Below are 25,343 nucleotides of genomic sequence, written 5' to 3' on the forward strand. Positions count from 1 at the left end.
GCGCACCCTTATAAATTTAATGACTTTCTTATGGTCATCATATTTATAACCAGCGCTAAAGGAGTAACGGTTTTATATACCGTTTGATGATTTGAAAGTTGAAAAGGGAATAAGAGAATCCCTCCCCACGCGGCGCGGGGAGGAGACCGGCATCAATCAGACGCCTACGCTTACGCTTTCAGGCAGGGTACTGCCGCCATCAATGACGTTTTGCGTTCCGGTAAGATAGCTGGACTCATCGGAAGCCAGAAATGCCGCCAGTTCCCCTACTTCCAGCGGATCGGCAAGACGGCGTAGCGGAATGGCTTTTGCCATTTCCGTTAATACCGATTCCGGATCGTCAGGGTTAGACTGACGGGCAATGCTTTCCGCCATCGGCGTTCTTACATAACCGGGGCAAATGGCATTCACGCGAATACCGGACTGCGCGTACTCTACCGCCAGCGATTTGGTTAAACCGACAATGGCGGCTTTTGACAGCGCATAGGCCGTTTCACCCGGGTCCGCCACCATATCTCCCGTGACGGAAGACATCATCACAATGCGGCCATCTTTACGTTTGATCATCTCCGGCAGGACGGCTTTGGTGACGTTCCAGACACCTTTAATATTAATATCAATGTGGAAATCGCGATCTTCTTCACTCATATCGAGGAAGTTGCCCAGACGGCACACGCCAGCGTTATTCACCAAAATATCAATTCTACCTTCAGTCTCTTTGGCGCGCGCAACCGCCGCCTGCACCGAAGCAAAATCTCTGACGTCAGCCTTAACGGCAGTACAGCGATGTCCGCGCCCGCCCAGCTCATCCGCCAGCTTTTCAATCTCATCGGAGATATCCAGCAAGATTAAGTTCGCGCCGTGGCGTGCGAATACGCGAGCGATCCCTTCGCCAATGCCCTGCGATGCGCCCGTAATCAATGCTGTCTTGCCCGTGAGTTTACCCATTTTCAATGTCTCCTTTTGAATATGGAGTCTTACACTCCATTAACACTGAAAATACAGTAATAACAAATAAGCGCTGAGGAATAGCTCACTAATTCAGGTAAATATTAGGTAAAAAAATCCCCGCGGAGGCGGGGATGGGCATTTTCATGCTGTTTCATGCTGTTCTGCCTGATGGCGCTGCGCTTATCAGTCCTACCAATCGTAGGTCGAATAAAGCATTTGCGCTGCCATCCGACAGGGTTTTACCTTATAGCGCTAACAGGCGATCCAGCGACGGCGCAAAATAGTAGCCGCCAGTCACCGGTTTGGTGAAGCGCAGCATTGCGTCGCGTTTACCGTCGGTATCGCCGAACATACTCAGAAGCTGCTGTTCGATATTGTGCAGGCGTGCGCAGTAAGCGCAGAAATAGAGACCATGAGTACCACTGGCGGTGCCGTATGGCAGGCTCTGGCGCACAATCTTCAGCCCTTTGCCATCTTCTTTGAGATCGACGCGGCTCAGGTGAGACGTTGCCGGACGCGCATCGCCGTCAATCTCTTCATTGGCTTCTTTGGTACGCCCGATCATCATCTCCTGATCGTGAATATTCATCCGGTTAAGTTGCTTGAGATTGTGCTCCCAACGCTGCACGAACACATAACTGCCGCCAGCATCCACGCCATCTTTGATCACCGCCACTTCACGGCGCGTCTCTTCGCCTGCCGGGTTCTCTGTCCCGTCGACAAAGCCGCTCAGATCGCGTTCTTCCACCCAACGGAAGCCGTGAACTTCTTCTTTCACATCGATACAGTCGCCGAAGGCTTCCATCGCCGCCTGGGCAACAGAAAAATTCACATCGTGGCGCAGGGAAAGGATATGGATCAGCACGTCATACTGCGTGGCCGACGCCAGCCCTTTACCATAAGGAATAAAATCTTTCAGTTCTTCCGCCCCGACGCCGCCGCTCAGGGCGCGCCAGGTGTTGTTGCCAAACGCCACAACGGCCCCAAGATGGGCGTCCGGAAATTTGACTTCGAAGGTCGCCAGTTTATCGGCAAATGTTCTGCTGGCCGCGCGCAGGGCGTCCAGGTCGCCTTTCACATTGGCTTCAATCCAAATTGCCGCACGGCAATGTTCCGGCAAAATGCCACTTTGAACCTGAGACATGATTCCTCCTGAAAATGAGAATGCCACGCAGTCGTGGCATTAATGGAGGCTATTTTACCTTGTTTTTAAGCGAAGCGGTTTGTTCAGGCGCAAATTAACGACGCCAGATAATTTTGCGCACGTCCCAGTTTTTTAAGACGTCATCAGGAGGCATTAAGCCTTCCGGTCCGCTCCACTCGCCGGAGAAAACATAGCTAATATGCTGACTTCCCTCGGCTTTACATTCGACGCTGGTATGGCTATCGCTGGAAACCGGCTCGCAGTGACCAAACGCTTTGCTGTAAAGGTCGCTAAACGGCGTACCGATTTTGCCCCCCGCGGCAGTTGGGATATCGCTGTCCAGTACATCAATACGGCTCACGGTTCCCTGCTCACCGTTGATCACCATCGCGACGCTGTCGCCCTTCATCGCTTCGAAAAAGCGCACCACGTTGCCGTTATCGGTTTTCATACCGCTACGCAGGCGATAATCGCCATCTAATGCCTCTGCAATAGCCGGCTCTTCCAGCGGCGTGGCGGCGGTCAGCGCTCCCACGCCTTGCTCAGTGACTTCTGTCGAGGAACCAAACCAGTTCCATGGATTTGCGGCAGACCAGTTGACCGAGGAGAGCGTCGAGCAGCCGGTCAGCGCCAGCGGCAGTGCGAGTAAAGTCAAACGCAGCGATTTCATCTCACTTCCTTTCTTTTATTAATTAACGTTGGTTGGAGTGCGGGTTCGCCAAAAAGTGCCGTTATTCTTTCTCAAAGGAAAAACAGGCACGCAAACGTTGATTGGTTAACAGCCAGATCAGCGCGACGATGTCCGCCAGCAGCAGCGCCAGCCCGACGCCGTTGACCGGGTCGCCACCCAGCCACATCACCGGCAGCCAGCACAACGACACCAGTTGAGCGAGGATCAGGAGTCCGCGCAGCCAGCGCCACACACCAGGAACCGCTTCACGCCGCCCGCTGAGTAAAAACGCCACTACCGCCGGAACGCCGGGCAACAGCCCCAGCCAAAAATTATCATGGTCGGGATAAAAAAAGTTTAACAAAGTATTACCCTGTCCACGGGATGAACCGGCAATGACAAAGAGTACCCAGGCGCGCGCCTGAAGTAACAGTACGCACCAGAACAGAAACGGCAGGCGTAAACGTCCGTGTACATCATAATCGGCTGGATGAAACTCAGTACTCTTCATCTTCAATCAGGCGTTTACCCAAACTTAGGGCGTCAGAATGCTCATACCCCAGACGTTCATACATGCCCAGCACAACGTCGTTATCATCGCGCACCATAATTTGGATTTTCGGACACCCGCGGGCGATGAGTTTTTTTTCCAGCCGGTTAAGCAGCGCATTCGCAATGCCGCGCCCGCGGAACTCCGGGTGAACGCCCAGGTAATACGCCGAGCCGCGATGCCCGTCATAACCGCCCATTACCGTACCGACGACTTCGCCGCTAACTTCCGCAACGAGGAACAAGCTGACATCGTGATTCACCTTGCGTTCAATATCCATTTCAGGATCGTTCCATGGACGCAGCAGGTCGCAACGCTCCCAGAGGGTAATCACCTCTTCGAAATCTTCCTGGCGAAAAACGCGTATTTCCATGGTATTCGTTGCCTTTTCGGGTGGAAAAACCAAGATTATGGCGCAAACATCTGATTCAGCCAATATCTGACGCGATGTAGCGGAAAAAATGGCATAATGGCGATGTGTCACGTATTGAAATGAAAAGTAAAACAATTCTCATCACCAACCGTCGTAACGGATTACGCGATACGATATAACATCTTGAACTTAATTTTCACAACTCAGGCCGTATGAGCACTTTTAAACTCCTAAAAACTCTCACTTCGCGCCGCCAGGTACTCAAAACAGGTCTGGCGGCCCTGACGCTGTCAGGTATGTCGCACGCAATAGCCAAAGAAGAAACGCTAAAAACCAGTAATGGTCACAGCAAACCCAAAACCAAAAAAACCGGCAGTAAACGGTTGGTGATGCTCGACCCCGGACACGGCGGCATCGATACCGGCGCGATTGGCCGCAACGGTTCTCAGGAAAAACACGTCGTACTGGCAATTGCCAAAAACGTACGCGCTATTTTGCGAAATCACGGAATCGATGCGCGTTTAACCCGGACAGGGGATACCTTTATTCCGCTGTACGATCGGGTGGAAATCGCCCATAAGCACGGCGCGGATCTGTTTATGTCCATTCATGCCGATGGTTTTACCAACCCGAAAGCGGCGGGCGCTTCCGTTTTTGCGCTTTCCAACCGCGGGGCCAGTAGCGCCATGGCGAAGTATCTCTCCGAGCGTGAAAACCGCGCGGACGAAGTGGCGGGTAAAAAAGCCACTGACCGGGATCATCTATTACAACAAGTTTTGTTTGATCTGGTGCAAACCGATACGATTAAAAACAGTCTGACGCTGGGTTCGCATATTCTCAAGAAAATCAAACCCATACATAAATTACACAGCCGCACTACCGAACAAGCGGCTTTCGTGGTGCTAAAATCACCGTCAATTCCGTCGGTACTGGTCGAAACCTCGTTTATTACCAATCCGGAAGAAGAACGCCTGCTGGGCACGACGGCGTTTCGCCAGAAAATCGCTACGGCGATCGCCAACGGCATCATCAGTTATTTTCACTGGTTTGATAATCAGAAAGCACACACGAAGAAACGGTAATCATGAAACCCGATGCACATCACGTAAAACAGTTTCTGCTACGCCTGCAGGATGATATTTGCCAAACGTTATCCGCTGTGGATGGCGCAAACTTTGTCGAAGATAGCTGGCGACGCGAAGCGGGCGGCGGCGGACGCAGCCGGGTATTACGCAACGGCGGGATTTTCGAACAGGCGGGCGTTAATTTCTCTCACGTTCACGGCGATGCAATGCCCGCGTCCGCCACCGCGCATCGGCCAGAACTCGCCGGGCGTAGCTTCGAAGCGATGGGCGTATCGCTGGTGGTGCATCCGCACAATCCGTATATTCCCACCAGCCATGCTAACGTGCGCTTTTTTATTGCCGAAAAACCGGGCGCCGATCCGGTGTGGTGGTTTGGCGGCGGGTTCGATTTAACGCCCTACTACGGCTTTGAAGAGGATGCCGTTCACTGGCACCGCACCGCCCGCGACCTGTGCCAGCCGTTTGGCGACGATGTGTATCCGCGTTATAAAAAGTGGTGCGATGACTACTTTTTCCTCAAGCATCGTAACGAGCAGCGCGGTATCGGCGGCCTGTTTTTTGACGATTTGAATATGCCGGATTTCGACCACTGTTTTGCTTTTATGCAGGCGGTCGGCAACGGCTACACCCGGGCGTATTTACCGATTGTCGAACGACGCAAAGCGATGGTCTGGGGAGAGCGGGAGCGTAATTTTCAACTTTATCGCCGCGGTCGCTACGTGGAGTTCAATCTGCTATGGGACAGAGGCACCCTGTTTGGCCTGCAAACCGGCGGGCGCACTGAATCTATCCTGATGTCGATGCCGCCGCTGGTGCGCTGGGAGTACGACTGGCAGCCAGAAGCGGGTAGCCCGGAAGCAGCGCTGAGCGAGTTTATTCAGGTACGCGACTGGATTTAGCTTATTTATAAAGTAAAACAATGCAAACAAATACACGGAAAGTAGTAACCAGTGACGCCAAATGGCATCCCCATCTGGGTATAAGTTTTATTGGCTGCCTGCTTGCCATTACGCTAGAAATATATTTTGAAGAAAGAATATTCATCCCTCATAGCGGAGGGGTGAGCTTCGGTCTGATCGTGCTTCTGGTTATCAATATGGTGACCATCCCTGTGGTCATGGCCCTGATAGCATTACTCTGCTTTATTATTCATATTCCGCGTAAAAGCGTTAACTGCATCTTGCTATGCCTACTGGCATGTATTCTGACGATAGCCGGTTTGTTTATCGCCTATCCGGTTGGCCGTTGAATAAAAGCAGGTTCGTAGAAATAAACGAGTTCATTGTAGATAAAGAATTCGGATAACCGCCCGCTGCCGTTATCATTAGTAAAACAGTACAGTAAACACTCGTAGAATTTGCAGTGGAGCACTACCGCATGGACGAGCGTATTCCTTGTAAAAACCCGCAATGCTCACATTTCATCCTGCCAGCAACGGCTGCCCGCACGGAGGGCTATTGCATGCCCTGCGTCCAGGCGCGCTATCGGCAAGAGCAGGAAGAATATATCCGGAAAAACAGAAAAACGATCGACGCGTTCAGTGGCATTACCAACCCTGTTGAAATGCTTAAACTCGTTCATGAACCCCGGGAACACGATCCGTTAATCGAGTGGATTCCCTGCCCCATTCCGACCGATGAGCTTTACAAAAAGCTCTCCGATGATGAAAGCCGCGACATGGTCGATTATGCAGAAGAATTATTTGATTCCGGATGGCAGGAGGAAGCTCAGGAAATTGCGCTGTGCCTGGCGGCATTTACCCAGGCCAATCTGGATAATTTCCTGCGCCAGGTAATGAATGAAGAAGAACTGGAGCTCTCTTCACCCCTACCTTTTCACCGTGCGCCACCTGACGTACGCGACGCGCTTTTGCAGAAGGTGGAAACCGATGACGAAAACCGTGACGGCATTCTTTGCGCCCTGGCCTGGATTGGCGATGAGGTTGTCGTTGAGCATTTTAACCGCTGGCGCCAGGAACCACCTGCGTGGAGTGCTTCACTTCATATCCTCCCTCATCGCTATGCTCACCAGGCGGGATGGGAGCTCACTGAAAATGGCCGCAGGCGCGATCTTTACTTTCCGCAATGTACCCATCTGGTAAAACAGGCACCTGAACAGCCGGCCGTTTTTCGCGCCGTCGCAGAATATGGTGAAAACTGCCCACACTGTTCCCTGCCGCTAATCAATCTGTTTGAGGTTGCGCCGAGCGCCGTCGGCCTCAGCACGCAGGGTTGGCCCGGTCAAATTCGTATTCTGACCTGTCAGTGTTGTACGGCATATAACACCGTTTTCGCCACCGTCGATCCACAAGGCCAGCCGCGATGGTGCGAAAAAAATGCGCTCTCGACGCTGGCGGTGGAGAATTCCTCTGACTGGATAACGCTACCGCTTGATGTTCTGCACCCCGGGGAATCCCGTTTGCCGCTATTCGCTGCTGAAATATTTTTACCCACCACCTTCTCACAGCTCGGCGGCCATCCCGCATGGGTTCAGGATGCAGACTATCCCACGTGCCCAACGTGCGCGCAAACGATGATGTTTCTTGCGCAGCTAAGCTATGAAGATATCGAGGAAGAGGAATATGCGGAAGGAATGCTTTATGGGTTTATCTGCCCCTCCTGCCAAACAACGGCAACGTCTTATCAGCAAACATAAACGCTCATCCTCATGATCTGATGACAAAACTGTTTTGCACGTTGTGCGCGCGCTTCCCCGGAGGCGGCGCTGGCGCGCCTTGTCCGGGCTACCAACCACAGACGGCAGCGAATCCGTAGGCCCGGTAAGGCGCCAGCCGCCACCGGGCAATTCCCGACACGCGCACGTTATCAGCAACCGGAGAGCCTCCCCATCAATATCAAGCCCATTGCCGCATCCGTTGATGCAGCGTCAACGACGGTTTTTCGGCAAATAATTGCTGATAATCGCTGGCAAATTGCCCCAGATGCCAGAATCCCCACTGCATCGCGGCATCTTTGACCGTGGCGCTCTGCGACCACGGGCTAATCAGTTCCCGGCGTACTGCGTTTAAGCGAATACGTTTCAGCCACGCATTGGGGCCAATGCCCAAAATGGCGTGAAACGCATTTTGCAGCGTGCGACGGCTTACGTGTAGCTGGTTACATAAGTCGAGCACCGTCAGCGGCTCCGACATATTTTCCAGCACATATTCCCGCGCCCGCGACAGTAGCCTACGATATCCCTGATGGCTGATGCTTTCGGCGCTATGAATCGGCTTCGCCTCTTCCAGCATCGTGCCCATCGCCAGCAACAAATTATCACTCAAGACCTTACGCACCGCAGGTTGATGCAGGGTTTCAGGACTCTCGCTGAAGGTGGCCAGCGCCTGCTGCACAAATCCCCACAGCGCCGCTTTATGCTGCTCTTTTACCTCCAGCGCTAACTGGTTACGCAGCATATGCAGCACCCTTTCCGGGTTATGCAAAAACGTGGCCTGACGGGAAATAACATCTTCCGAGATAACGACGCCCAGAATGGTGTAATCATCCGGCGTGCTCAGTTCAAACTCGGTGCCTCCCGGTCGGGTGGCAATCTCGGCGCTGCCGAGCCCCTGCGCGCCGATAAATCCCTGTTCGCCGCGCGTCGCCGGAATACCAAACCAGAAAGAGTTTGGCCAAACCAGACACGACTGACGCAGCGCCAGGCCGGTGTATTCACGGAACACCTGAATCTCATCAAGCAGGATTTCCGTGAACTCGCCATGAAATTTACCCGGGTGTAACTGATCGTAGATCTGCTGCCAGGCGGTGATAGTCAGAGCATGTTCATAGACATCCGTCGTCCGTCGCTGATGAACATTGTCCACCTCGACTCTGGGCGTAAGTTTAACGTCTTCGGGTAACGCTTCATGATAAAGATGGTGCAAATTCGCTGTACGGGTCTTTTTCATGATCTTCTATGCCGGACGCCCGCCAGGACGCCCGGCCCTCCGACAGATTAATTTTTGATGCGATAGCGACTACTGCGTTTACGCAACGCTCCGTCAGAAAAGAGTTGTTCCAGCACGTTTCTGGCCTGCTCCAGCGGCCAGCCAAAATGCGCGGCAACCTCTCCCGCCGTCATTCCCTGGCGTACTGATGCCAGCAGCGCCAGTAACGCCTCAGCGAACTCAGGCGTTGCGGGTACCTGGGGCGCTTTCTCAGTCGGCGTTGTCGCACGCGCAAACCCGCCAACCAGCCACTGGGTGTCCTCTTCCGGACGACCAATTTCTTTGCGACTAATCACACGGCCTGTGCGCTGCGCGGCGGCGCTTCCGGCATCCAGCGCCGCACGACACGCCGCCAGATCGCCCTCCACCACCAGCGTTAACCTGCCAGGGTCGAGCACTTGATGACTGAGCAAACGCACGTTGGCCGCTTTCAGCATGGCATCCGCCGCATCGACGGCGGCGACCATTCCGTCCACTTCCAGTAATCCCAGGGCATTGATCATTGGCAGCCTCCGTTACGCACGCTGGACAGGGTTACGGGCGATATCCAGCACGGCGTCGGTAAAGGCGTTGCAGGCGGCTTTACACGCGGCCTGGCTTCCCGTTAAGAACGCGGCCGAATAGTTGGTTTCCGACGGCGGCGGCACGTAAGTCACCAGCTGAACGTCAGCGGATTTCATCGCCGCGTCAATGCCGAATGTCGCTTCCAGCGGCGGTGCCACCAGGTAGGCCATTGGATCGCCCAGCGCGATACCTGCGGTAGACGAGAGGTACGAGCCGGTACGCGAAACCACATGCGCCAGGAATGCGGTATTTTCCGCATCGTTCGCCCACTGGAACGCCGCGCCGTTTTCAATGCTGGCGACCATTGCATCCAGACCGGCGCGCACTTCCGCCGGGTTCGGTCCGCCCAGCATAATCAACACCTCACCAGCGGTAGGCGACGGCCCGTGAGCCGCCCCGGCATAGAGGGAGCGGCCATAGACCACTTCCACCATCGCCTGTTTGGTCGCTTCGTCAGCGGCAATATAGGTCACATCATCAGAATCTGCCGTGATGAGTCCGAGACTACGTATATGTGGCGGTAATTTAAGTTCCCGCGCAAAGCCGTCATTCACGGAGGCAATCACGCGCATGGCAGTCACTGAAGGTCGAATCAAATCTAATGCAGGCATGATGTCTCCTTAACGGGTCATGTTGATGCCGGACGCTTTCTGCTCCAGCATCCGTTTGGCCAAATCCACAATCACGGCGGCAGCTTCTACTGGCGGCGTCCCCCCCTGATGAATGTTTGAAATACAGGTTCTGTCGGCCTCGACGGTGGTCGCCACGCGCGGGGAATAGACCGCGTAGCAGGAGAGGCTTTCCGACTGCCCCAGCCCCGGACGTTCGCCCACCAGCAGGATGACGACCTTCGCGCCGAGAATTTCGCCAATCTGATCTTCAATCTTCACGCGGCCATAGCGCACAAAGAACGGCGTGCCGACGTTCAGCCCGGCCTGCTTCAGACCGGCAAGCAGCGGCGGCAGGATCTCTTCATAGTTGGCGGTGATCGCATCCGTAGAGAGGCCATCGGAGACCACTACCTGCACATCCGGGTTCATCACGCACTGCGACTTCAGCGCGTCAATGGCTTCCGGGCTCAGGCGACGCCCCATATCCGGGCGCGTCAGGTACAGGTTTTTGTCGCTGATCTCCGAACGCACTTCCAGCAGCCCTTGCGCTTTTACCCACTCTTCCGGCACTTCTTTGAGCACGGTGTCTTTCGAACGGGAGTGATCCGCCAGGAAGCGCAGCAGCGCCTGGGTACGTGGACGCGGCCCGGCACGACCCGTACAGACGCGTGCCGCAGTACTGCGACGCAGTTCGGTCAGCACGTCCGCACGATGCGGATTCTCGACGCCAATCCAGGCTTTTGCCTCCGCAGAACCTAAATCCAGCGCGCAGCTTTCGGTCACCGTCGGCGCGGCGCACTGCGGCTTTGCGCCTGCCTGCGTTGACGGCGCGACGGGCTGCGGTACGTCCTGTCCCATTGACGCCATCACGCTACGTACAATTTCTTCAATCTGTTTTTGATCCATGGTGTTATCCCCGCGTCATCAGAAGAACAGTGACGGATCGCCCGCCCGTTTGGTCAGACGACCGTTTGCCATAATGCCCATCGTTTCCAGCCAGCGTTCAAACTCCGGCGATGGCCGTAAATTCAGCAACTGACGGACGGTGGCGGTATCGTGGAAAGCGGTGGTCTGGTAGTTGAGCATGATGTCGTCGCCGAGCGGCATCCCCATGATGTAGTTACAGCCGGCAGTGGCGAGCAGAATCATCAGGTTTTCGTTAAGGTTCTGGTCGGCGTCGGCATGGTTGGTATAGCAGCAGTCGCAGCCCATCGAGATGCCGCTCAGCTTGCCCATAAAGTGATCTTCGAGACCGGCGCGGATAATCTGCCTGTCGTTGTAGAGATACTCCGGCCCGATAAAGCCCACCACGGTGTTCACCAGGAACGGATCGTAGTGGCGAGCCAGCCCGTAGTTACGCGCTTCCATCGTCACCTGGTCGGCACCAAAGTTCGCGCCAGCAGAGAGCGCAGACCCTTGCCCGGTTTCAAAGTACAGGCAGTTTTCCCCGGCGATGCGGTTGAACTCCGCCCCCACAGCCCGCGCTTCGTCGAGCATCGCCAGTTCCACACCGAACTCTTTTAAGCCCTTCTCGCTGCCGCAAATGCTTTGGAAAATCAGTCCGCCCGGCGCGCCGCGACGAATCGCTTCGATCTGGGTGGTGACGTGCGCCAGCACGCAGCCCTGGGTCGGAATATTGAATTTATCGATAACGCCGTAAACGGTGTCGAGCACGCGGGTCAGGTTCTCCACGTCATCGGTCACCGGGTTAACGCCGATCACCGCATCGCCTGCGCCGAAAGAAAGCCCTTCGTAGATTTGCGCGGCGATACTCTGTACATCGTCACGGGTATCGTTCGGCTGCAAACGGCAGCTAAAGGTGCCCGGAATACCGATGGTGGTATTGGCTTTTTTGATCACCGGCATTTTCTTGCCGCCGTAGATCAGGTCAGCGTTGGAGCAGATTTTCGCTACTGCCGCCACCACTTCGGAGGTCAGGCCTTTGCGGGTAAACGCGATGTCGTCCACGGAGGTTTCATCGCTCAGTACGTATTCGCGCAGTTCGCTGATGCTCCAGTTTTTAATCCGGTTATAGGCCGTTTCGTTGACGTCGTCCTGAATCAGGCGCGTCACGCAGTCCTCTTCATAGGCAATCACCGGATTGTTGCGGATATCCGCCACCGTCATTTCCGACAGTACCTGTTTTGCCGCTACGCGCTCCTGCGAACTTGCCGCGGCAACCCCGGCCAGCACATCCCCCGAACGCAGTTCGTTGGCTTTGGCCAGTACCTCTTTTACATCCTTAAACTGATAAACATTGCCGAACAATGTGGTCTTTAGTTTCATAAGTCGTTCCCTCAGGAAGGAAATGCGAGTGATTTCACCGTCACCGGCACAACCGATCCGCCAAAAAGAGGCGTACCAATGTCGATATAGTCTCCCGCCCGCACGACCACCTCATCGATGACCGCCAGCGGAAGTTGCGGTAACTGTGGGCGCAATAACATGCCCAGCGCTTTACCAAAATCCTGCTCGGCCACCACCAGCAGGGGATGTGGATTGGGATAACGCGCGACAAAAGCCGTCAGCGCGTTGATGACCGTGAGTAATGCGGCGTAACGCACCGGAAGCGTGACGGGAAGCGCCAGCACGTAAGCGTCGGTTTGCGGGTCGAGATCAAGCTGGAGAAGCGCCTGCCGCCAGGCGTTCACCAGATCGGCGTCATCCTGCGGGATCGCCACCGGCAGGTTGCGCAGCGGCAGTTGGACGTCTTCCAGCCAGATAGTACTGCCGGAAAGCGAGAGCGTATGGGCCCCCGCGCCAATCACCGTGGCACGCACGGTTTGCGCCGGAAACTGCACGTTCATCTCGCGCAGACGCGGGTGTTCATGCAACGCCGTGGCGAGCAGCGGTCCAATGTCAGAAAAGCAGAACGGATCGGCAGGCTGATGGCGATAGCACTCGCCCACCCCGCCGGAAAGAGTGATCACCTCCGGCGTAATATCGGCGGGCAGCAGCCCGGTTTGCATCAGCGATTGCGCCAGCGGCGAGAGCGCGCCGGTGATAACCTCGACGATGAGATCCGCCATCCGCCGCGCCACCTGCCCCAACTGTGCGGCAGCTAAGGCGCGAGCATCAGTACCCGAACCGAATACCTCATCGATAATCATCTGCCCCGGCTGATGGGCATAAACCACGCGCCCCTGAGCGTCGGTTTCCAGCAGGCGACCACCGACGTTAAGGCAGGCGGTGCCGCTGACTTTTCCCGCGTCAAACAGCGCGTAGTTAGACGTGCCGCCGCCGATATCAATATTCAGCACCCGGCACATCCGCTGCTCAGACAAGCTTTGCGCTCCGGCGCCGTGACCGGCAATGACTGATTCCAGATGCGGCCCGGCGCTGGCGACCACAAAGTCGCCCAGCGACTGCGAGAGCGTCATGACCGCCGGACGGGCGTTGCGGGTTTTGGCGCTTTCGCCGGTGATAATGATAGCCCCTGAGTCCACCGATTCAGGCGCGATGCCTGCGGCCTGATACTGGGCCAGAATCAGCGCTTTAAGTTCGGCCTCTTTCAGACCGCCCTGCTTATCCACGGGCGTAAAGAAGACCGGGCTTTGCCAGCTAATGTCGCGTTTGATGAATTCGTAGCGCGGCACCTGCGACACCGCCGCACGGTTAACCAACTCCAGGCGCGAGAAGATCACCTGCGTGGTGGTGGTGCCGATATCGATACCGACGCTCAGTAGCTGGCGAGTGTTCACGATTGCGCCTCCGCTTCGGTTTTCACCTGGGCGGCGTCATCTTTCGGCACCAGCATCATCGCCACGCCAATCGCCGTCACGCCGCCGATCAGCTTGCCGACAATCATCGGGAAGATCATGGCGTTCATGTTGGCAGCGGCGAAGCCTAAATGGTCGCCCAGCGCGAACGCCGCAGAGACGGCAAATGCGCAGTTAATCACTTTGCCGCGGGTATCCATCTGCTTCATCATGCCGAACATGGGGATATTGTTCGCCAGGGTCGCTACCATGCCTGCCGCCGCAATATTATTTACGTTCAGCAGTTTACCGACATTCATCAACGGTTTTTCAAACCAGCGGGTCAGTAACAGCACCATCGGATACGCGCCGAGCAGCACGCAGGAGATAGAGCCGATCACTTCAATGGCGCGCATCACTTCGCCGGGTTTGTCGCCTGGCGCCATAAAGATCGGGTCGAGCCCCGGAATCAACTCCCAACCCAACAGGAATTTAACCACCGCAGCCGCCAGACCGATGGTGATCAGCGCCACCAGAAATTTGGCGAAAATCTGGAAACCGTTGATCATTTTTTCTGGGATGAACTTCAGCCCCAGCGCTACCAGCACCGCGACGATCAATACCGGGATCATGTTCATCAGGATCAGCGCGAAGGTAAACTCCACTGGCTGACCATTGATCTGCACGCCTGAGTACATGGCGATCAATCCCCCCGCAATGCAGCCAATGGGAATGGTGACGATACCCGCCAGTACGCCAAGCGCCAGGTAGCGGCGGTCAGACGGTTCGATAATGCCGAGCGCCACCGGAATGGAGAACACAATGGTCGGCCCCATCATCGACCCAAGTATTAATCCTGAGTATAGCCACGCCGCGACATCACCGCCGGCCAGCTCTTTGGCGAGGAAGAACCCGCCCATATCACAGGCCAGCAGCGTACCCGCGAACATGGATGGGTTCGCGCCCAGCATTTCGTATACCGGGATAATAACCGGCCCCAGTACATGCGCCAGCACCGGCGCCAGCGCGGTCATACCGACCATCGCCAGTCCCAACGCGCCCATCGCCATAAAGCCCTCTTCAAACTGGCCGCCAGACCCCTCGATACTCTTGCCGAATTTACCGAGAAAGCGCGCCGACCCGCCGAACTGTGACAGGATTCTGTCCACGGCGGCAATCAGCATAAAGAACATCATGATGTACATGATGATTTCGTTAATTCCCATAGCCCTTACTCCCTGCCATTTATGATTTGTAGGCCGGATAAGACGTTTACGTCGCCTCCGGCATTAACGCCGTGTTATTGCCGGATGGCGGTGCGAGCACCTTATCCGGCCTACAGGCATTACCCGGCAGCCGCGTACAGGTCGATAATCTGTGCCTGTGTGGCGGTGCGTGGGTTACTGCGCAGACAAATATCCTCCAGCGCGGCTTGCGCCCACGCGCTGTAGTGTTCGGGTTTGGCGCCAGCGTCAGCCAGCCGTTTGCTCTGCCCTACTTCGGCAATCAACTCGCTCACCGCCGCAATCGCATCGCGATCGTCCGATTTCTTATTGGTTAGCGCCCGACCGATTTGACTGAAGCGCTCGCGGCATACCATCCGGTTAAAGCCCATGACCGTTGGCAGCAGCATGGCGTTGGCCTGGCCGTGCGGAATATGCAGCGCCGCTCCTGGCTGGTGCGCCATCGCATGACACAGCCCCAAACCGGCGCTGGAAAAGGCCATTCCCGCCATACAGGAGGCCAGTAACATATTTTCACGCGCCGCCAGATCGTGGCCGTAACCCACGGCTTTCGGCAGCGATTTGCCAATCATCGCTATCGCGCCAATCGCCAGGCTGTCGGTAAACGGCGTGGCGTTGAGCGCGCTGTAGGCCTCAATCGCATGCGTCAGCGCATCGATACCGGTCATCGCCGTCACGTTTGGCGGAACGCCTTCGGTCACGGCAGCATCAAGAATCGCCACGTCCGGCATTAGTGACGCGTGTGCCAGTACCTGCTTGCGCCCGCTGACCGCGTCGATAATCACCGTCACGTTGGTGGTTTCAGAACCGGTTCCGGCGGTGGTCGGCACCGCAATCAGCGGCAGACGCGGGCGTAATGTACTGTGCTCGGTCATGGCGCTCAGCGTCTGGTCAGGGTTAGTCACCAGCAGGGCGACCGCTTTCGCCGCGTCCAGCACCGAACCGCCGCCAAAGGCCACTACGCCGTCGCACGCCGCCTCACGCAGTTGCGCCACCGCCGCACAGACATCGGTGATGCACGGCTCGCCTGGCGGACACGGCCAGACCGTCATCGCCACGCCTTTCATCGCCAGGCTGCGTGCCAGCGGCGCGGTCATTCCCGCCTGATGCAGGAAGCTGTCGACCATCACAAACAGATGGCTTACGCCTCGCGCTTGCGCTTCCTGGCCGCAGGCGCCGAGCGCCCCAAGCCCGCACAGCGTGACCGGCGGTACGCTGAACGTTTTCACCCGTTGCAGATTCAGGGTGTCGAATGCCTGAAATAGCGCCGTCTGTAGTTCAGCTTGCATAGAGTCCCTCCGCTTTCGCTCTCCCGCTGTTAGCTATCGCCAGCGGGGTCATAAACAGGCTGTGCTGCGGTAAATGCACCTGTAACTCCGGGAAACGCTGGCGAAATAACGCCTCCACGCCCGGCTGCATACAGGAACCGCCCGCCAGCCATAAATCAGCAATTCCTTGCCCTTCAATGTGGCGAGCAACGATCTCCGCCATCTTTTCGTACACCGGCTTCACTACTGGCCAAATCTCCTGCGCATTGCTGCGCTTGTACTGTTCCGCCTCTTCCAGGGGAATACGGCGGTTGCCCGCCAGCGTCAGGGAGATATGGTGCCCGCCAGTGGCTTCATCGGCGGAGTAAGTCACCTTGCCCTGTTTGACGATGGCAATGCCGGTAGTGCCGCCGCCAATATCCACCACGCCTGCATTATCAAGCGCCAGCAGATCCGCTACCGCCGTCGGTTCATCCAGTACATGGCTGACTTCTAACCCGGCAGACTCCAGCACGTTGATCGAAATACGCGGGTCGGTGCCCGGCGGGAACGAGGTCGCCGCGTGGGTAAAGCGGCAGCCGAGCTGCTGTTCAAGGGTGTCGAGATGGCGGCGCACGATAGTGACGGCGCCGAAGAAATCCCAGACGATGCCGTCACGCACGACGTCGGCCCAGTCAAGGCACACCGCCACCGGCTGGGCGTTGCCGTCGACCACCATCGACACCACGTCGCAGGTGCCCAAATCGACGCCCAGCCACAGCGGTGTATCGCTGGCGGCGGGCGTCTGGTTACACAGGGCCGCCGCTTTTTGCAGTCTTGGGGTGAGCCAGAGTTGTTCGTCGTGCGCCATGAGTCATCCCTTATACAATGCGAAACGCATCCACCAGCACGCATCGACGCAGCCGCACAAAGGTACGCGCGCTGGTCACGCCTTCGCCGGTTGGCGTGGTGATAGTCATGGTGGTCCAGCCTTCTCCGCCCAATCCAAGCCCGGCAATGCACGGCCCGTTTTTGACGAAAATGCTGGTGTCGATGGCGTTCGCCATCTGGTTCATGTTGTCGATATTGCGCGAGTGCATCGCCGCCGTATGGTGGCAACCGCCTTCAAGCTGAACCGCCAGGGCGATGGCTTCTTCGACGTTGGCGACCCGCACCACCGGCAGTACCGGCATCATCATTTCAGTGACGGCAAACGGATGGTTAGCTGGCGTTTCCACAAACAGCAGGCGCGTTTGATCCGGGACGTTCAGGCCGATGGCTGCGGCAATCTTGCCCGCGTCACGACCGACCCAGTCACGGCTGACGGTGCCTTTGCCGCGCTCATCAATATTCTTCAGCAGCACCGGCTGGAGCTGTTCGGCCTGAGCGGCGGTCAGTTTCACCGCGTGTTGACCTTCCATTAGACGCATCAGCTCGTCGGCGACGCTATCCACCACAATCAGCACTTTTTCGTCGGCGCAGATGATGTTGTTATCAAACGACGCGCCTTTGACGATGGATTGTGCAGCGCGCGGCAGGTCGGCGGTCTCATCCACCACCACCGGGGGATTACCGGCACCGGCGGCGATCAGGCGTTTATTAGTATGTTTGCGCGCCGCGTCCACCACCGCTTCGCCGCCGGTCACCACCAGCAGGCCAATACCGGGATATTTGAACAACCGCTGGGCGGTTTCGATATCCGGGTTCGCCACGGTGACCAGCAGATTTTCCGGGCCACCGGCGGCGACCACCGCCTGATTGAGGAGAGCGATTGCCCGCTGAGAGACCTTTTTCGCCGCCGGATGCGGGGCAAACACGACGCTGTTGCCTGCGGCAATCAGGCTGATGGCGTTATTAATCACCGTCGCCGCCGGATTGGTGGACGGCGTGACCGAGGCCACCACGCCCCACGGCGCATTTTCAATCAGCGTCAGGCCGTTATCGCCGGTCAGCACCTGCGGAGATAAACACTCGACGCCCGGCGTGCCGCGCGCCTGCGCCACGTTTTTAGCAAATTTATCGTCAACGCGTCCCATGCCGGTTTCGCTGACGGCAAGCTCCGCTAATTCTCGGGCGTGTTTTTCGCCCGCCTCGCGAATGGCATGAATAGCAAGCTGGCGCATCGCCACGCTCTTCAGCCCCTGCTGGGCCCGTTTTGCTGCCGCCACTGCGTCATCCAGGGAGGCAAAAACGCCCATCTCATGAACAGTGCTGGCCGGCTGGCTGCTGTCTTTCATTTTCAGCAGTACCGCTTTCACCACCTGTTCAATATCCTGTTGATTCATGATGTTCAGTCCTATTTATGGAAAACCACTTTCCCGCCAGCCACCACTTCATCGACGATGCCAATGACGCACAGATCGACCGGTGATAATTCGCTGCGATGCGCCTGGCGCGCGGAACTGCCGCTGACCAGCAGTACCCACTCTCCGGTTCCCGCCCCGATACTGTCGATAGCGACGGCACACTGCCCGTCGGGGTTGCCCTGGGCATCGATCATTTCCACCATCAGCAATTTGTCATGCGCCAGTCCCTGATGGCGGACGGTACATACGATTTGTCCTGTGACGACTGCCAGTTTCATATCCGCCTCCATGGATTGCCCGTTGGGTCGTAGGCCTTGAATCTGCGCACCATCAGGCAATGGCGCGCATTCATGCCGGATGGCGACGCTGCGCGTCTTATCCGGCCTACCATCAAATGTTGCTGTCGCCTTTGAAGCTGATCGGGAACACTTCTTCCAGATCGCCGTGCGGGCGTGGAATCACGTGTACGGAGACCAGCTCGCCAATGCGCTGCGCCGCAGCGGCACCAGCATCGGTTGCGGCTTTGCACGCCGCCACGTCGCCACGCACCATGGCCGTACACAGGCCACCGCCAATCTGCTTCACGCCGACCAGCTTCACGCGTGCGGCTTTTACCATCGCATCTGAGGCCTCAATCAGCGCAACCAGGCCCCGGGTTTCAATCATTCCTAATGCTTCCATCGTGTTTTCCTCTCATTAAAGGGGTCCAGAACGGGACCGTTCATTCAACCAGTGTGTGTAAGCTGCGTTCGCGGCTCACGTCAGTCTGGCGCGGCACGGCTGCCACCAACGCCAGTTCGATAATTTCCTGCACGCTACAGCCTCGGGAGAGGTCGTGAAGCGGCGCGGCAAGCCCCTGAATTAGCGGCCCAACAGCGCGATAGCCTCCCAGACGCTGAGCGATTTTGTAGCCAATATTGCCCGCCTCCAGCGACGGGAAAATCATCACGTTGGCGCGGCCTTGCAGCGGGCTGTCAGGCGCTTTTTGCGCGGCGACCTCCGGGACGAAAGCGGCGTCAAACTGCAATTCACCGTCCACAAGCAGTTGCGGCGCACGTTCGCGAACGAGCTCTGTCGCCTGCTGCACGTTGGCGACATTGGGGTGACGGGCGCTGCCTTTGCTTGAAAATGACAGCATCGCCACGCGCGGCTCTTCGCCGGTAATGGCCCGCCAGGTGTCGGCGCTGGCGATAGCGATATCCGCCAGCTGCGCCGCCGTCGGCTGCGGCACTACGCTGCAATCGGCGAACCCTAATGCCGGACCGGCATACTGCGGCAGCATCAGGAAAATAGACGACAATGTTTTGCACCCGGGTTGCAGGCCAATCACCCGCAGCCCTGCGCGCAGCACATTCGCCGTTGACGACAGGTTGCCTGCGATACACACATCAGCCTCACCGGCGCTCACCATGGCGGCAGCGAACATTAGCGGGTCGCTAAGCTTTTCCACTGCGTCCGGCGGCGTTTTTTCTCCGGCACGGGCAAGCCAGCGTTGCGCAAAACGCTGGCGCATACTCAGGTTGCTGTGTGGGTCGATGACCTGAATGCCATCCATCGCCATACGATGACTCAGGGCAAACTGACGCAGCGCAAACGGACTGGCGACCAGAACGGGGCGAGCCAGACCGTACTGTTGCAGGTAATGCGCCGCTTTCAGCACGCGTTCGTCCAGCGCATCAGGAAAGACGACTCTGGCGGGGGCGCGTACCGCCAGTTCGCGGGCGCGTTCAATGATCATGGCGTCTCTCCCAACCGTTGTTGAATTTGGGCGACCGTCAGCGGATGTTTCGCCACGCTCAAAATCATCATCACGTAAACCGTACTGGAGAGACGGTTCAGCGCCTGTAAAATGTCCGGGCGCAAGACCTCAAAACTACGGGTAATAAACACTTGTGCGGCGAGGGTTTCCGTTTCGCGGACTTTGGTTCGCAGCAGATTAAGCAGCGCCGCATCGCGACCGTGGCTGGCCTCCGGCACCAGGTGATCGTGGTCGAGATAGCGCAGCGGCTGGTGGGAAAGCCGATGCAGCTCATCCTCGTTCAGCCCGACGATAGACTGCGCCGCCAGCGGTTCATCTATAGCGTCGGCGCGCATAATGTTGCCCAGCCGCGAGCGGATATCGAAAAGCCACGGCTGCCAGGGTTCCGCCAGTTCGATTTGTAGCCACACGGTCAGCGCGATGGCACTGTCGAGCGCGGCGCGAAAGCCGAGGCGCGGGTCGCTTTTGGCGACCATTTTGTCCGCCGTCAGATGGGTCAGCGTATCGGGCTTTTTCACCACCGGCTGGCGGCACAGTTCACAGCAGGCCTGTGGGTGCGTATCGCTACTGGTTAAGCCATGTACCGGCTGCGGCTGCTGTTCGTCATCATCGACAAACAGCCGGCCTTGCGGATCCAGAAACTTAATGCGCAGGCGGCGGCTTTCCAGCAGTTCCCGGGCCGAGGGCGTCAGGCGGGCATCAGCGGGCAGATGGATTTCCGATCCTTCGCTGAGCGTGTGATTCGCTCTGAGCCACGTTTCGGTGATGAAATCGTTCATACGGATTGCCAGTTCGCAGGCCAGGCGACGTACAGGAAGCGCACGGACGTTGGCGTGCCAAATTCAATGCTGGAGCCTTTAGGGATGAACATGACATCTCCGGCTTTGGCAATCATGGTTTCGCCTTCATGGCGTACGTGCAATTCGCCCTCCAGCACCATGTCGATTTCGTCGTAGTTCAGCGTCCACGGGAAAAAGGCGTTGTCCCACTGCATAAACCCGGCGGCCATGCTGCTGCCGTCCTGCTCTGTAACCAGATCGGTTAAGCCGACGCAGTGCGGTTCGGCGCCGTCGAAGCGGCCAAATTTCACGCTGCTGCCGTCAATGACTTTCACGCCGCCTTTACCCGTGACGGAGGTAAAGCTCGGCTGCATCGTCCCCAGTTCCAGCGACTGCTTTTCCTTCAGCACTTTTTCCATCAACTGCGCCACCAGGCTTTCAGTAAACTGCCCTTCCGGGAGCTGCGCGATGATGGCTTCCCGAATGCGCTGGCTTTCGCTTTTACACGCCTGCGCCGATGTGGATGCCGGGACGGACTCGTCGCATTCGGTAATCGTGAAGCCCAGTAGTTCCGCCACTTCGCGAGCCTCCGGGGTAATAATGCTGGCGCGCAGCACTACCGACATCGCCTGTTCGCCGCGGGCGTGGGCCGCACGAATATCGTTAGCTGTGATAAGTTTTTTCACCTGCCTCTTCCTCCTGTTCACTGAGAGCCGCCAGATAATCCACCAACTGCCGCACGCTTTGCGGGTTGTGGCCGTTGAGCTCGAAAATCGGCTCCCGGAACCCAATCTCGCAAAGCAACTGCCGCGTAGCGGCGACGTCGGCATCCGGCATGTCCGTTTTGCTGATAACGGCGATATGTCGTTTACGGGTTCCAACATCCAATAACCCGGCAGGTAAGCGACTTTCTTTATCGTTTGCCGCGTGGACATAAATCAGCGTGTCCACATCCTGCAACGTGGTAATTAAGGCGTGATACCAACGGGGATGGCTAAAATATTCACCCGGCGTATCGATATCGCCATGATCATTAAATTCCACGGCCTGCGTTTTTCTGGCGAGGGAATAATTTCCCCGTAACGCGTTAAAAAGCGTTGTCTTTCCGGCACCGACCGCGCCGACAAAAGCAATACGTTTCATTACCGCCACCAATTAACTTTTTGTTAACTCACACAGGGTAAAGTTTAATAATCGCCCCAGCCCGCTGACCGTCTGTAATAGCGCTTCTTCTACTGCGCCGACGGTGCCATAAATCACCAGCGCACCGCTAAATCTGTCGAGAAAACCGATGTGTACATCCGCAGCCTTCATCGCTAAATCGCCAGCGATCATGGCCGTTTCTCCCGGCGTTAAGGTCATAATGCCAATCGCGCCAGCATCGGGAACGCCGATCTTTTTCGCCAGTTCTTCACCAGGGTGCGCAATGAGATGCGCCAGCGTGACCTGTTTGCCCGGCACAAATTCCTGAATAATGCGTTCTTTATTCATTGCTCACCGTCTCCACTGAAACTGCCGTCATCGTGGCAATTTTTTGTCGGAGTAAATAACAAAATTCGGCAAGGTGATGTAAAAGGTGAGGTAGATCACTAAGAGAAAGAAAATAAAAGGGACTTCTGTCGAAGGTGTTAACGATAAATATCGTGGTGCATCACATTTTCAGGCGTCATTCTGAATTTAAGCTTGTTCCTCAATAAATACCCACTGGCTATTCTTTGTATTACTATTATTGATAAAAATAATGCGTATCACTCGATTTGTGCATAGTACAGATTCAGTGAAATAAGTAGGGGTAACGCAATAGGTTCCAGAATATCCCCACCCGAGCCTTTCATGCCATGGCGAAGCCCAGCGGCGCATAAAAAAAGCGCAGGAGAACCTGCGCCAGAAGAGAGAGTAATGCGTTATTAAAGCGGCGTGGTTTGCGCTTCAACTACCGCTAACGCCACCATATTCACGATACGGCGTACAGAGGCGATCGGCGTTAATACATGTACCGGTTTAGACACGCCCATCAGGACCGGGCCGACCGTGACGCCTTCGGAACTGGAGACGCGGAGTAAGTTGTAACTAATGCGGGCGGCTTCCATATTCGGCATCACCAGAATATTGGCGGCTCCCTTCAGCGGGCTATCCGGCATACGGTCATTACGAATACTTTCCACCAACGCCGCATCACCGTGCATCTCACCGTCAATCATCAGATCGGGCGCTCGTTCGCGTACCCGCTCAAGGGTTTCACGCATTTTGCTGGCGGACAGCGAATTTGAGGAACCAAAGTTAGAGTGCGACAACAGCGCGACTTTCGGCTCAATACCAAAGCGGCGAACGGTTTCCGCCGCCATTACGGCGATCTCCGCCAACTGTTCCGGCGTGGGATCTTCGTTAACATAAGTATCGGCGATAAAAGTGTTGCCGCTTGGCAGCAGTAAGGCGTTCATCGCCCCTGCCGTATGCACGCCGTCACGGTAGCCAAAGACGGCTTTCACGACGCTGAAATGCTCATGGTAGTCGCCGATGGTACCGCAGATCATCGCATCCGCTTCCCCACGCTGCACCATGATCGCGCCAATGGCCGTATGGTTGCCGATCATCGCACGCTGCGCCTGTTCCTGAGTTACCCCGCGACGCTTCATGATCTGGTAATACTCGCTCCAGTACTCTTTGAAGCGCGGATCGGATTCATTATTCACGATCTCGAAATCAACGCCCGCTTTGATCTGTAACCCCAGTTTCTGGATACGCATTTCGATCACGCTCGGACGTCCGATCAGGATGGGCTTCGCCAGCCCCAGGGTTATCAACTCCTGAGTTGCGTGCAGCACGCGCGCCTCTTCCCCTTCCGGCAGCACTACGCGCTTCGGATCTTTGCGTGCCTGCGAGAAGATCGGCTTCATGAACAGGTTGGTTTTGTAGACAAACTCGGTCAGTTTATCGATATAGGCATCAAAGTCAGCAATCGGGCGCGTCGCCACGCCGGAATCCATTGCCGCTTTCGCGACCGCCGGAGCGATTTTGACAATCAGACGCGGGTCAAACGGTTTCGGAATAATGTATTCCGGCCCAAAGCTCAGGTCCTGATCGCCATAGGCCGAGGCCACCACTTCGCTCTGTTCGGCGTGCGCCAGCTCGGCAATCGCACGGACCGCCGCCAGTTTCATCTCTTCGTTGATCGCCGTCGCGCCGACGTCCAGTGCGCCGCGGAAGATAAACGGGAAGCACAATACGTTGTTCACCTGGTTCGGATAGTCGGAACGACCGGTACAGATGATGGCGTCCGGACGCACTTCTTTCGCCAGCGGCGGCAGAATTTCCGGTTCCGGGTTAGCCAGCGCCAGAATCATTGGCGCGCGGGCCATTTTCTTCACCATCTCCTGAGTCAGCACTTTCGGGCCTGAACAGCCGAGGAAAATATCCGCGCCGTCAATGACCTCATCCAGCGTGCGCTTGCCGCTGTCGTCTACCGCATAGGCCGCTTTGGTCTCCGCCATATTCGGCTCACGGCCTTTGTAAATAACGCCTTTGGAGTCGCACACCACGATGTTGTGCTTTTGCATCCCCAACGCGACCAGCAGGTTCATACAAGCGATTGCCGCCGCCCCTGCGCCGGAGACGACCATCCGCACGTCGGAAATATTTTTCTCTACGACTCGCAGGCCATTAAGAATGGCGGCCGTACTGATGATCGCCGTTCCGTGCTGATCGTCATGGAAAACCGGGATGTTCATGCGCTCGCGCAGTTTCTGCTCAATATAGAAACATTCTGGCGCTTTAATGTCTTCGAGGTTAATGCCGCCAAAGGTCGGCTCCAGCGCTGCGACCACATTGATAAATTTGTCCGGATCAAGCTCATCGACTTCAATGTCAAACACATCAATGCCGGCGAATTTTTTAAACAGAACGCCTTTACCTTCCATGACCGGCTTGCCGGCCAGCGCGCCAATGTTGCCTAACCCCAGCACCGCTGTACCGTTGGAAATGACCGCGACAAGGTTGCCGCGCGCGGTGTATTTGTAGGCTGCCAGCGGATCTTTTTCGATTTCCAGGCAGGGCGCCGCCACGCCTGGCGAGTAAGCCAACGCCAGATCGCGTTGGGTGGCAAGGGGCTTAGTCGGAGAAACCTGAATTTTACCGGGTACCGGAAATTCGTGGAAATCAAGGGCGCTTTGTTTTAACTGCTCATCCATTTTGTTGTTCCTTTCACGTATCGTTCAAAAAGTGACGCGGCCTGGTGCGCCGCACATTATCACCGTACTGCGCAACACAAACTTTGAAGGTCTGCAAACTATCACGACGCGGCGCAAGAGTTTGTTATCAACTTATAACGGCCATGTTACCTGCTTATACCAGCAATACCATGCCTGTCTGCTATGCTTTTTGGTTATGTAGTGTATCAATCTTTCAGAAGTGTGAATC

General features: G+C 56.5%; 27 protein-coding genes. 4 read left to right on the forward strand and 23 right to left on the reverse strand.

What is annotated here, in order from left to right; genetic code table 11:
* Nucleotides 1-156 precede the first annotated feature (156 nt).
* The 5 genes from ucpA to ABVN36_RS13900 all read right to left on the reverse strand — a co-directional run bounded on the left by ucpA (nt 157) and on the right by ABVN36_RS13900 (nt 3,688).
* The gene (ucpA, locus tag ABVN36_RS13880; protein ID WP_000517460.1) at nt 157-948 is read right to left on the reverse strand and encodes an SDR family oxidoreductase UcpA; all 792 of its coding nucleotides are present in this window, start codon (nt 946-948) and stop codon (nt 157-159) included.
* Between the two features lie 247 nt (nt 949-1,195).
* Entirely contained in the window at nt 1,196-2,095 is a 900-nt protein-coding gene (locus tag ABVN36_RS13885) for a Dyp-type peroxidase (RefSeq protein ID WP_023138810.1), read from the reverse strand.
* Nucleotides 2,096-2,189: 94 nt separating this feature from the next.
* Complete coding sequence (locus ABVN36_RS13890; protein ID WP_000838971.1) at nt 2,190-2,765, reverse strand: RpoE-regulated lipoprotein; 576 nt, start codon at nt 2,763-2,765, stop codon at nt 2,190-2,192.
* A 61-nt stretch (nt 2,766-2,826) separates the two neighbouring features.
* The gene (locus ABVN36_RS13895; protein ID WP_017441396.1) at nt 2,827-3,276 is read right to left on the reverse strand and encodes a DUF2919 domain-containing protein; all 450 of its coding nucleotides are present in this window, start codon (nt 3,274-3,276) and stop codon (nt 2,827-2,829) included.
* A complete protein-coding gene (locus tag ABVN36_RS13900; RefSeq protein ID WP_000406008.1) occupies nt 3,263-3,688 on the reverse strand; it encodes a GNAT family acetyltransferase in 426 nt (141 codons plus the stop codon). Before ABVN36_RS13900 ends, ABVN36_RS13895 begins: the two co-directional genes overlap by 14 nt.
* A 212-nt stretch (nt 3,689-3,900) precedes the next feature.
* Between ABVN36_RS13900 and amiA the strand changes: the two genes are divergently transcribed.
* The 4 genes from amiA to ABVN36_RS13920 all read left to right on the forward strand — a co-directional run bounded on the left by amiA (nt 3,901) and on the right by ABVN36_RS13920 (nt 7,428).
* Entirely contained in the window at nt 3,901-4,770 is an 870-nt protein-coding gene (gene amiA / locus ABVN36_RS13905) for an N-acetylmuramoyl-L-alanine amidase AmiA (protein ID WP_000102880.1), read from the forward strand.
* 2 nt (nt 4,771-4,772) lie between these two features.
* Nucleotides 4,773-5,672 carry an oxygen-dependent coproporphyrinogen oxidase gene (gene hemF / locus ABVN36_RS13910; protein ID WP_393923675.1) on the forward strand — a complete coding sequence of 300 codons (900 nt, stop codon included), beginning with the start codon at nt 4,773-4,775 and terminating at the stop codon, nt 5,670-5,672.
* Between the two features lie 20 nt (nt 5,673-5,692).
* On the forward strand, nt 5,693-6,022 hold the full coding sequence (locus ABVN36_RS13915; RefSeq protein ID WP_001194343.1) for a hypothetical protein: 330 nt from the start codon (nt 5,693-5,695) through the stop codon (nt 6,020-6,022).
* Between the two features lie 128 nt (nt 6,023-6,150).
* Nucleotides 6,151-7,428, forward strand: coding sequence for a DUF1963 domain-containing protein (locus ABVN36_RS13920; protein ID WP_033903648.1), 1,278 nt, complete (start codon nt 6,151-6,153; stop codon nt 7,426-7,428).
* A 199-nt stretch (nt 7,429-7,627) separates the two neighbouring features.
* Here the strand turns inward: ABVN36_RS13920 and eutR are convergent, their stop codons facing one another.
* From eutR to maeB, 18 genes are all read right to left on the reverse strand, one after another.
* Nucleotides 7,628-8,680 carry an HTH-type transcriptional regulator EutR gene (gene eutR / locus ABVN36_RS13925; protein ID WP_023138807.1) on the reverse strand — a complete coding sequence of 351 codons (1,053 nt, stop codon included), beginning with the start codon at nt 8,678-8,680 and terminating at the stop codon, nt 7,628-7,630.
* A 47-nt stretch (nt 8,681-8,727) separates the two neighbouring features.
* Nucleotides 8,728-9,222 (reverse strand): ethanolamine utilization microcompartment protein EutK, encoded by a 495-nt coding sequence (gene eutK / locus ABVN36_RS13930; RefSeq protein ID WP_000606271.1) that lies wholly within the window; start codon nt 9,220-9,222, stop codon nt 8,728-8,730.
* Between the two features lie 12 nt (nt 9,223-9,234).
* Nucleotides 9,235-9,894: an ethanolamine utilization microcompartment protein EutL gene (gene eutL / locus ABVN36_RS13935; RefSeq protein WP_001111056.1), complete on the reverse strand. Its 660-nt coding sequence runs from the start codon at nt 9,892-9,894 to the stop codon at nt 9,235-9,237.
* Between the two features lie 9 nt (nt 9,895-9,903).
* A complete protein-coding gene (gene eutC, locus ABVN36_RS13940) occupies nt 9,904-10,800 on the reverse strand; it encodes an ethanolamine ammonia-lyase subunit EutC (protein WP_000372344.1) in 897 nt (298 codons plus the stop codon).
* A gap of 18 nt (nt 10,801-10,818) precedes the next feature.
* Nucleotides 10,819-12,180 carry an ethanolamine ammonia-lyase subunit alpha gene (gene eutB, locus ABVN36_RS13945; RefSeq protein WP_000769990.1) on the reverse strand — a complete coding sequence of 454 codons (1,362 nt, stop codon included), beginning with the start codon at nt 12,178-12,180 and terminating at the stop codon, nt 10,819-10,821.
* A gap of 11 nt (nt 12,181-12,191) precedes the next feature.
* Complete coding sequence (gene eutA, locus ABVN36_RS13950; RefSeq protein ID WP_023138806.1) at nt 12,192-13,595, reverse strand: ethanolamine ammonia-lyase reactivating factor EutA; 1,404 nt, start codon at nt 13,593-13,595, stop codon at nt 12,192-12,194.
* Nucleotides 13,592-14,818 carry an ethanolamine utilization protein EutH gene (gene eutH, locus ABVN36_RS13955; RefSeq protein ID WP_000512359.1) on the reverse strand — a complete coding sequence of 409 codons (1,227 nt, stop codon included), beginning with the start codon at nt 14,816-14,818 and terminating at the stop codon, nt 13,592-13,594. The genes eutA and eutH overlap by 4 nt, the downstream gene beginning before the upstream one ends.
* Before the next feature lie 119 nt (nt 14,819-14,937).
* Nucleotides 14,938-16,125, reverse strand: a complete 1,188-nt coding sequence (gene eutG / locus ABVN36_RS13960; RefSeq protein WP_001147501.1) for an ethanolamine utilization ethanol dehydrogenase EutG — start codon at nt 16,123-16,125, stop codon at nt 14,938-14,940.
* Nucleotides 16,115-16,954 carry an ethanolamine utilization protein EutJ gene (gene eutJ, locus ABVN36_RS13965; protein WP_023138805.1) on the reverse strand — a complete coding sequence of 280 codons (840 nt, stop codon included), beginning with the start codon at nt 16,952-16,954 and terminating at the stop codon, nt 16,115-16,117. Before eutJ ends, eutG begins: the two co-directional genes overlap by 11 nt.
* A 10-nt stretch (nt 16,955-16,964) precedes the next feature.
* Nucleotides 16,965-18,368, reverse strand: coding sequence for an aldehyde dehydrogenase family protein (locus ABVN36_RS13970; RefSeq protein ID WP_023138804.1), 1,404 nt, complete (start codon nt 18,366-18,368; stop codon nt 16,965-16,967).
* Between the two features lie 11 nt (nt 18,369-18,379).
* Nucleotides 18,380-18,667 (reverse strand): ethanolamine utilization microcompartment protein EutN, encoded by a 288-nt coding sequence (gene eutN, locus ABVN36_RS13975; RefSeq protein WP_001522340.1) that lies wholly within the window; start codon nt 18,665-18,667, stop codon nt 18,380-18,382.
* A gap of 112 nt (nt 18,668-18,779) precedes the next feature.
* The gene (gene eutM, locus ABVN36_RS13980; RefSeq protein ID WP_000387716.1) at nt 18,780-19,070 is read right to left on the reverse strand and encodes an ethanolamine utilization microcompartment protein EutM; all 291 of its coding nucleotides are present in this window, start codon (nt 19,068-19,070) and stop codon (nt 18,780-18,782) included.
* Nucleotides 19,071-19,110: 40 nt separating this feature from the next.
* Nucleotides 19,111-20,127: a phosphate acetyltransferase gene (gene pta / locus ABVN36_RS13985; RefSeq protein ID WP_023138803.1), complete on the reverse strand. Its 1,017-nt coding sequence runs from the start codon at nt 20,125-20,127 to the stop codon at nt 19,111-19,113.
* Nucleotides 20,124-20,927 (reverse strand): ethanolamine utilization cob(I)yrinic acid a,c-diamide adenosyltransferase EutT, encoded by an 804-nt coding sequence (gene eutT / locus ABVN36_RS13990; protein WP_023138802.1) that lies wholly within the window; start codon nt 20,925-20,927, stop codon nt 20,124-20,126. Before eutT ends, pta begins: the two co-directional genes overlap by 4 nt.
* The gene (gene eutQ, locus ABVN36_RS13995) at nt 20,924-21,613 is read right to left on the reverse strand and encodes an ethanolamine utilization acetate kinase EutQ (RefSeq protein ID WP_000733867.1); all 690 of its coding nucleotides are present in this window, start codon (nt 21,611-21,613) and stop codon (nt 20,924-20,926) included. Before eutQ ends, eutT begins: the two co-directional genes overlap by 4 nt.
* A complete protein-coding gene (gene eutP / locus ABVN36_RS14000) occupies nt 21,591-22,070 on the reverse strand; it encodes an ethanolamine utilization acetate kinase EutP (protein WP_000820753.1) in 480 nt (159 codons plus the stop codon). The genes eutQ and eutP overlap by 23 nt, the downstream gene beginning before the upstream one ends.
* Before the next feature lie 12 nt (nt 22,071-22,082).
* Nucleotides 22,083-22,418, reverse strand: coding sequence for an ethanolamine utilization microcompartment protein EutS (gene eutS / locus ABVN36_RS14005; protein WP_001031445.1), 336 nt, complete (start codon nt 22,416-22,418; stop codon nt 22,083-22,085).
* A gap of 416 nt (nt 22,419-22,834) precedes the next feature.
* Nucleotides 22,835-25,114 carry an NADP-dependent oxaloacetate-decarboxylating malate dehydrogenase gene (gene maeB / locus ABVN36_RS14010; RefSeq protein ID WP_000344299.1) on the reverse strand — a complete coding sequence of 760 codons (2,280 nt, stop codon included), beginning with the start codon at nt 25,112-25,114 and terminating at the stop codon, nt 22,835-22,837.
* Between the last annotated feature and the right edge of the window lie 229 nt (nt 25,115-25,343).

The organism is Salmonella sp. SJTUF15581, assembly GCF_043356775.1.
Lineage (GTDB): Bacteria > Pseudomonadota > Gammaproteobacteria > Enterobacterales > Enterobacteriaceae > Salmonella > Salmonella enterica.

What these genes read in the sequence shown, in the direction of transcription:
- ABVN36_RS13890 (WP_000838971.1), bottom strand. Translation starts at nt 2,765, where the DNA reads ATGAAATCGCTGCGTTTGACTTTACTCGCACTGCCGCTGGCGCTGACC.
- ABVN36_RS13970 (WP_023138804.1), bottom strand. Translation starts at nt 18,368, where the DNA reads ATGAATCAACAGGATATTGAACAGGTGGTGAAAGCGGTACTGCTGAAA.
- eutS (WP_001031445.1), bottom strand. Translation starts at nt 22,418, where the DNA reads ATGAATAAAGAACGCATTATTCAGGAATTTGTGCCGGGCAAACAGGTC.
- ucpA (WP_000517460.1), bottom strand. Translation starts at nt 948, where the DNA reads ATGGGTAAACTCACGGGCAAGACAGCATTGATTACGGGCGCATCGCAG.
- eutH (WP_000512359.1), bottom strand. Translation starts at nt 14,818, where the DNA reads ATGGGAATTAACGAAATCATCATGTACATCATGATGTTCTTTATGCTG.
- amiA (WP_000102880.1), top strand. Translation starts at nt 3,901, where the DNA reads ATGAGCACTTTTAAACTCCTAAAAACTCTCACTTCGCGCCGCCAGGTA.
- pta (WP_023138803.1), bottom strand. Translation starts at nt 20,127, where the DNA reads ATGATCATTGAACGCGCCCGCGAACTGGCGGTACGCGCCCCCGCCAGA.
- maeB (WP_000344299.1), bottom strand. Translation starts at nt 25,114, where the DNA reads ATGGATGAGCAGTTAAAACAAAGCGCCCTTGATTTCCACGAATTTCCG.
- eutP (WP_000820753.1), bottom strand. Translation starts at nt 22,070, where the DNA reads ATGAAACGTATTGCTTTTGTCGGCGCGGTCGGTGCCGGAAAGACAACG.
- ABVN36_RS13885 (WP_023138810.1), bottom strand. Translation starts at nt 2,095, where the DNA reads ATGTCTCAGGTTCAAAGTGGCATTTTGCCGGAACATTGCCGTGCGGCA.
- eutJ (WP_023138805.1), bottom strand. Translation starts at nt 16,954, where the DNA reads ATGGCGCACGACGAACAACTCTGGCTCACCCCAAGACTGCAAAAAGCG.
- ABVN36_RS13915 (WP_001194343.1), top strand. Translation starts at nt 5,693, where the DNA reads ATGCAAACAAATACACGGAAAGTAGTAACCAGTGACGCCAAATGGCAT.
- ABVN36_RS13920 (WP_033903648.1), top strand. Translation starts at nt 6,151, where the DNA reads ATGGACGAGCGTATTCCTTGTAAAAACCCGCAATGCTCACATTTCATC.
- ABVN36_RS13900 (WP_000406008.1), bottom strand. Translation starts at nt 3,688, where the DNA reads ATGGAAATACGCGTTTTTCGCCAGGAAGATTTCGAAGAGGTGATTACC.
- eutR (WP_023138807.1), bottom strand. Translation starts at nt 8,680, where the DNA reads ATGAAAAAGACCCGTACAGCGAATTTGCACCATCTTTATCATGAAGCG.
- eutL (WP_001111056.1), bottom strand. Translation starts at nt 9,894, where the DNA reads ATGCCTGCATTAGATTTGATTCGACCTTCAGTGACTGCCATGCGCGTG.
- eutG (WP_001147501.1), bottom strand. Translation starts at nt 16,125, where the DNA reads ATGCAAGCTGAACTACAGACGGCGCTATTTCAGGCATTCGACACCCTG.
- hemF (WP_393923675.1), top strand. Translation starts at nt 4,773, where the DNA reads ATGAAACCCGATGCACATCACGTAAAACAGTTTCTGCTACGCCTGCAG.
- eutB (WP_000769990.1), bottom strand. Translation starts at nt 12,180, where the DNA reads ATGAAACTAAAGACCACATTGTTCGGCAATGTTTATCAGTTTAAGGAT.
- eutT (WP_023138802.1), bottom strand. Translation starts at nt 20,927, where the DNA reads ATGAACGATTTCATCACCGAAACGTGGCTCAGAGCGAATCACACGCTC.
- eutC (WP_000372344.1), bottom strand. Translation starts at nt 10,800, where the DNA reads ATGGATCAAAAACAGATTGAAGAAATTGTACGTAGCGTGATGGCGTCA.
- ABVN36_RS13895 (WP_017441396.1), bottom strand. Translation starts at nt 3,276, where the DNA reads ATGAAGAGTACTGAGTTTCATCCAGCCGATTATGATGTACACGGACGT.
- eutK (WP_000606271.1), bottom strand. Translation starts at nt 9,222, where the DNA reads ATGATCAATGCCCTGGGATTACTGGAAGTGGACGGAATGGTCGCCGCC.
- eutM (WP_000387716.1), bottom strand. Translation starts at nt 19,070, where the DNA reads ATGGAAGCATTAGGAATGATTGAAACCCGGGGCCTGGTTGCGCTGATT.
- eutN (WP_001522340.1), bottom strand. Translation starts at nt 18,667, where the DNA reads ATGAAACTGGCAGTCGTCACAGGACAAATCGTATGTACCGTCCGCCAT.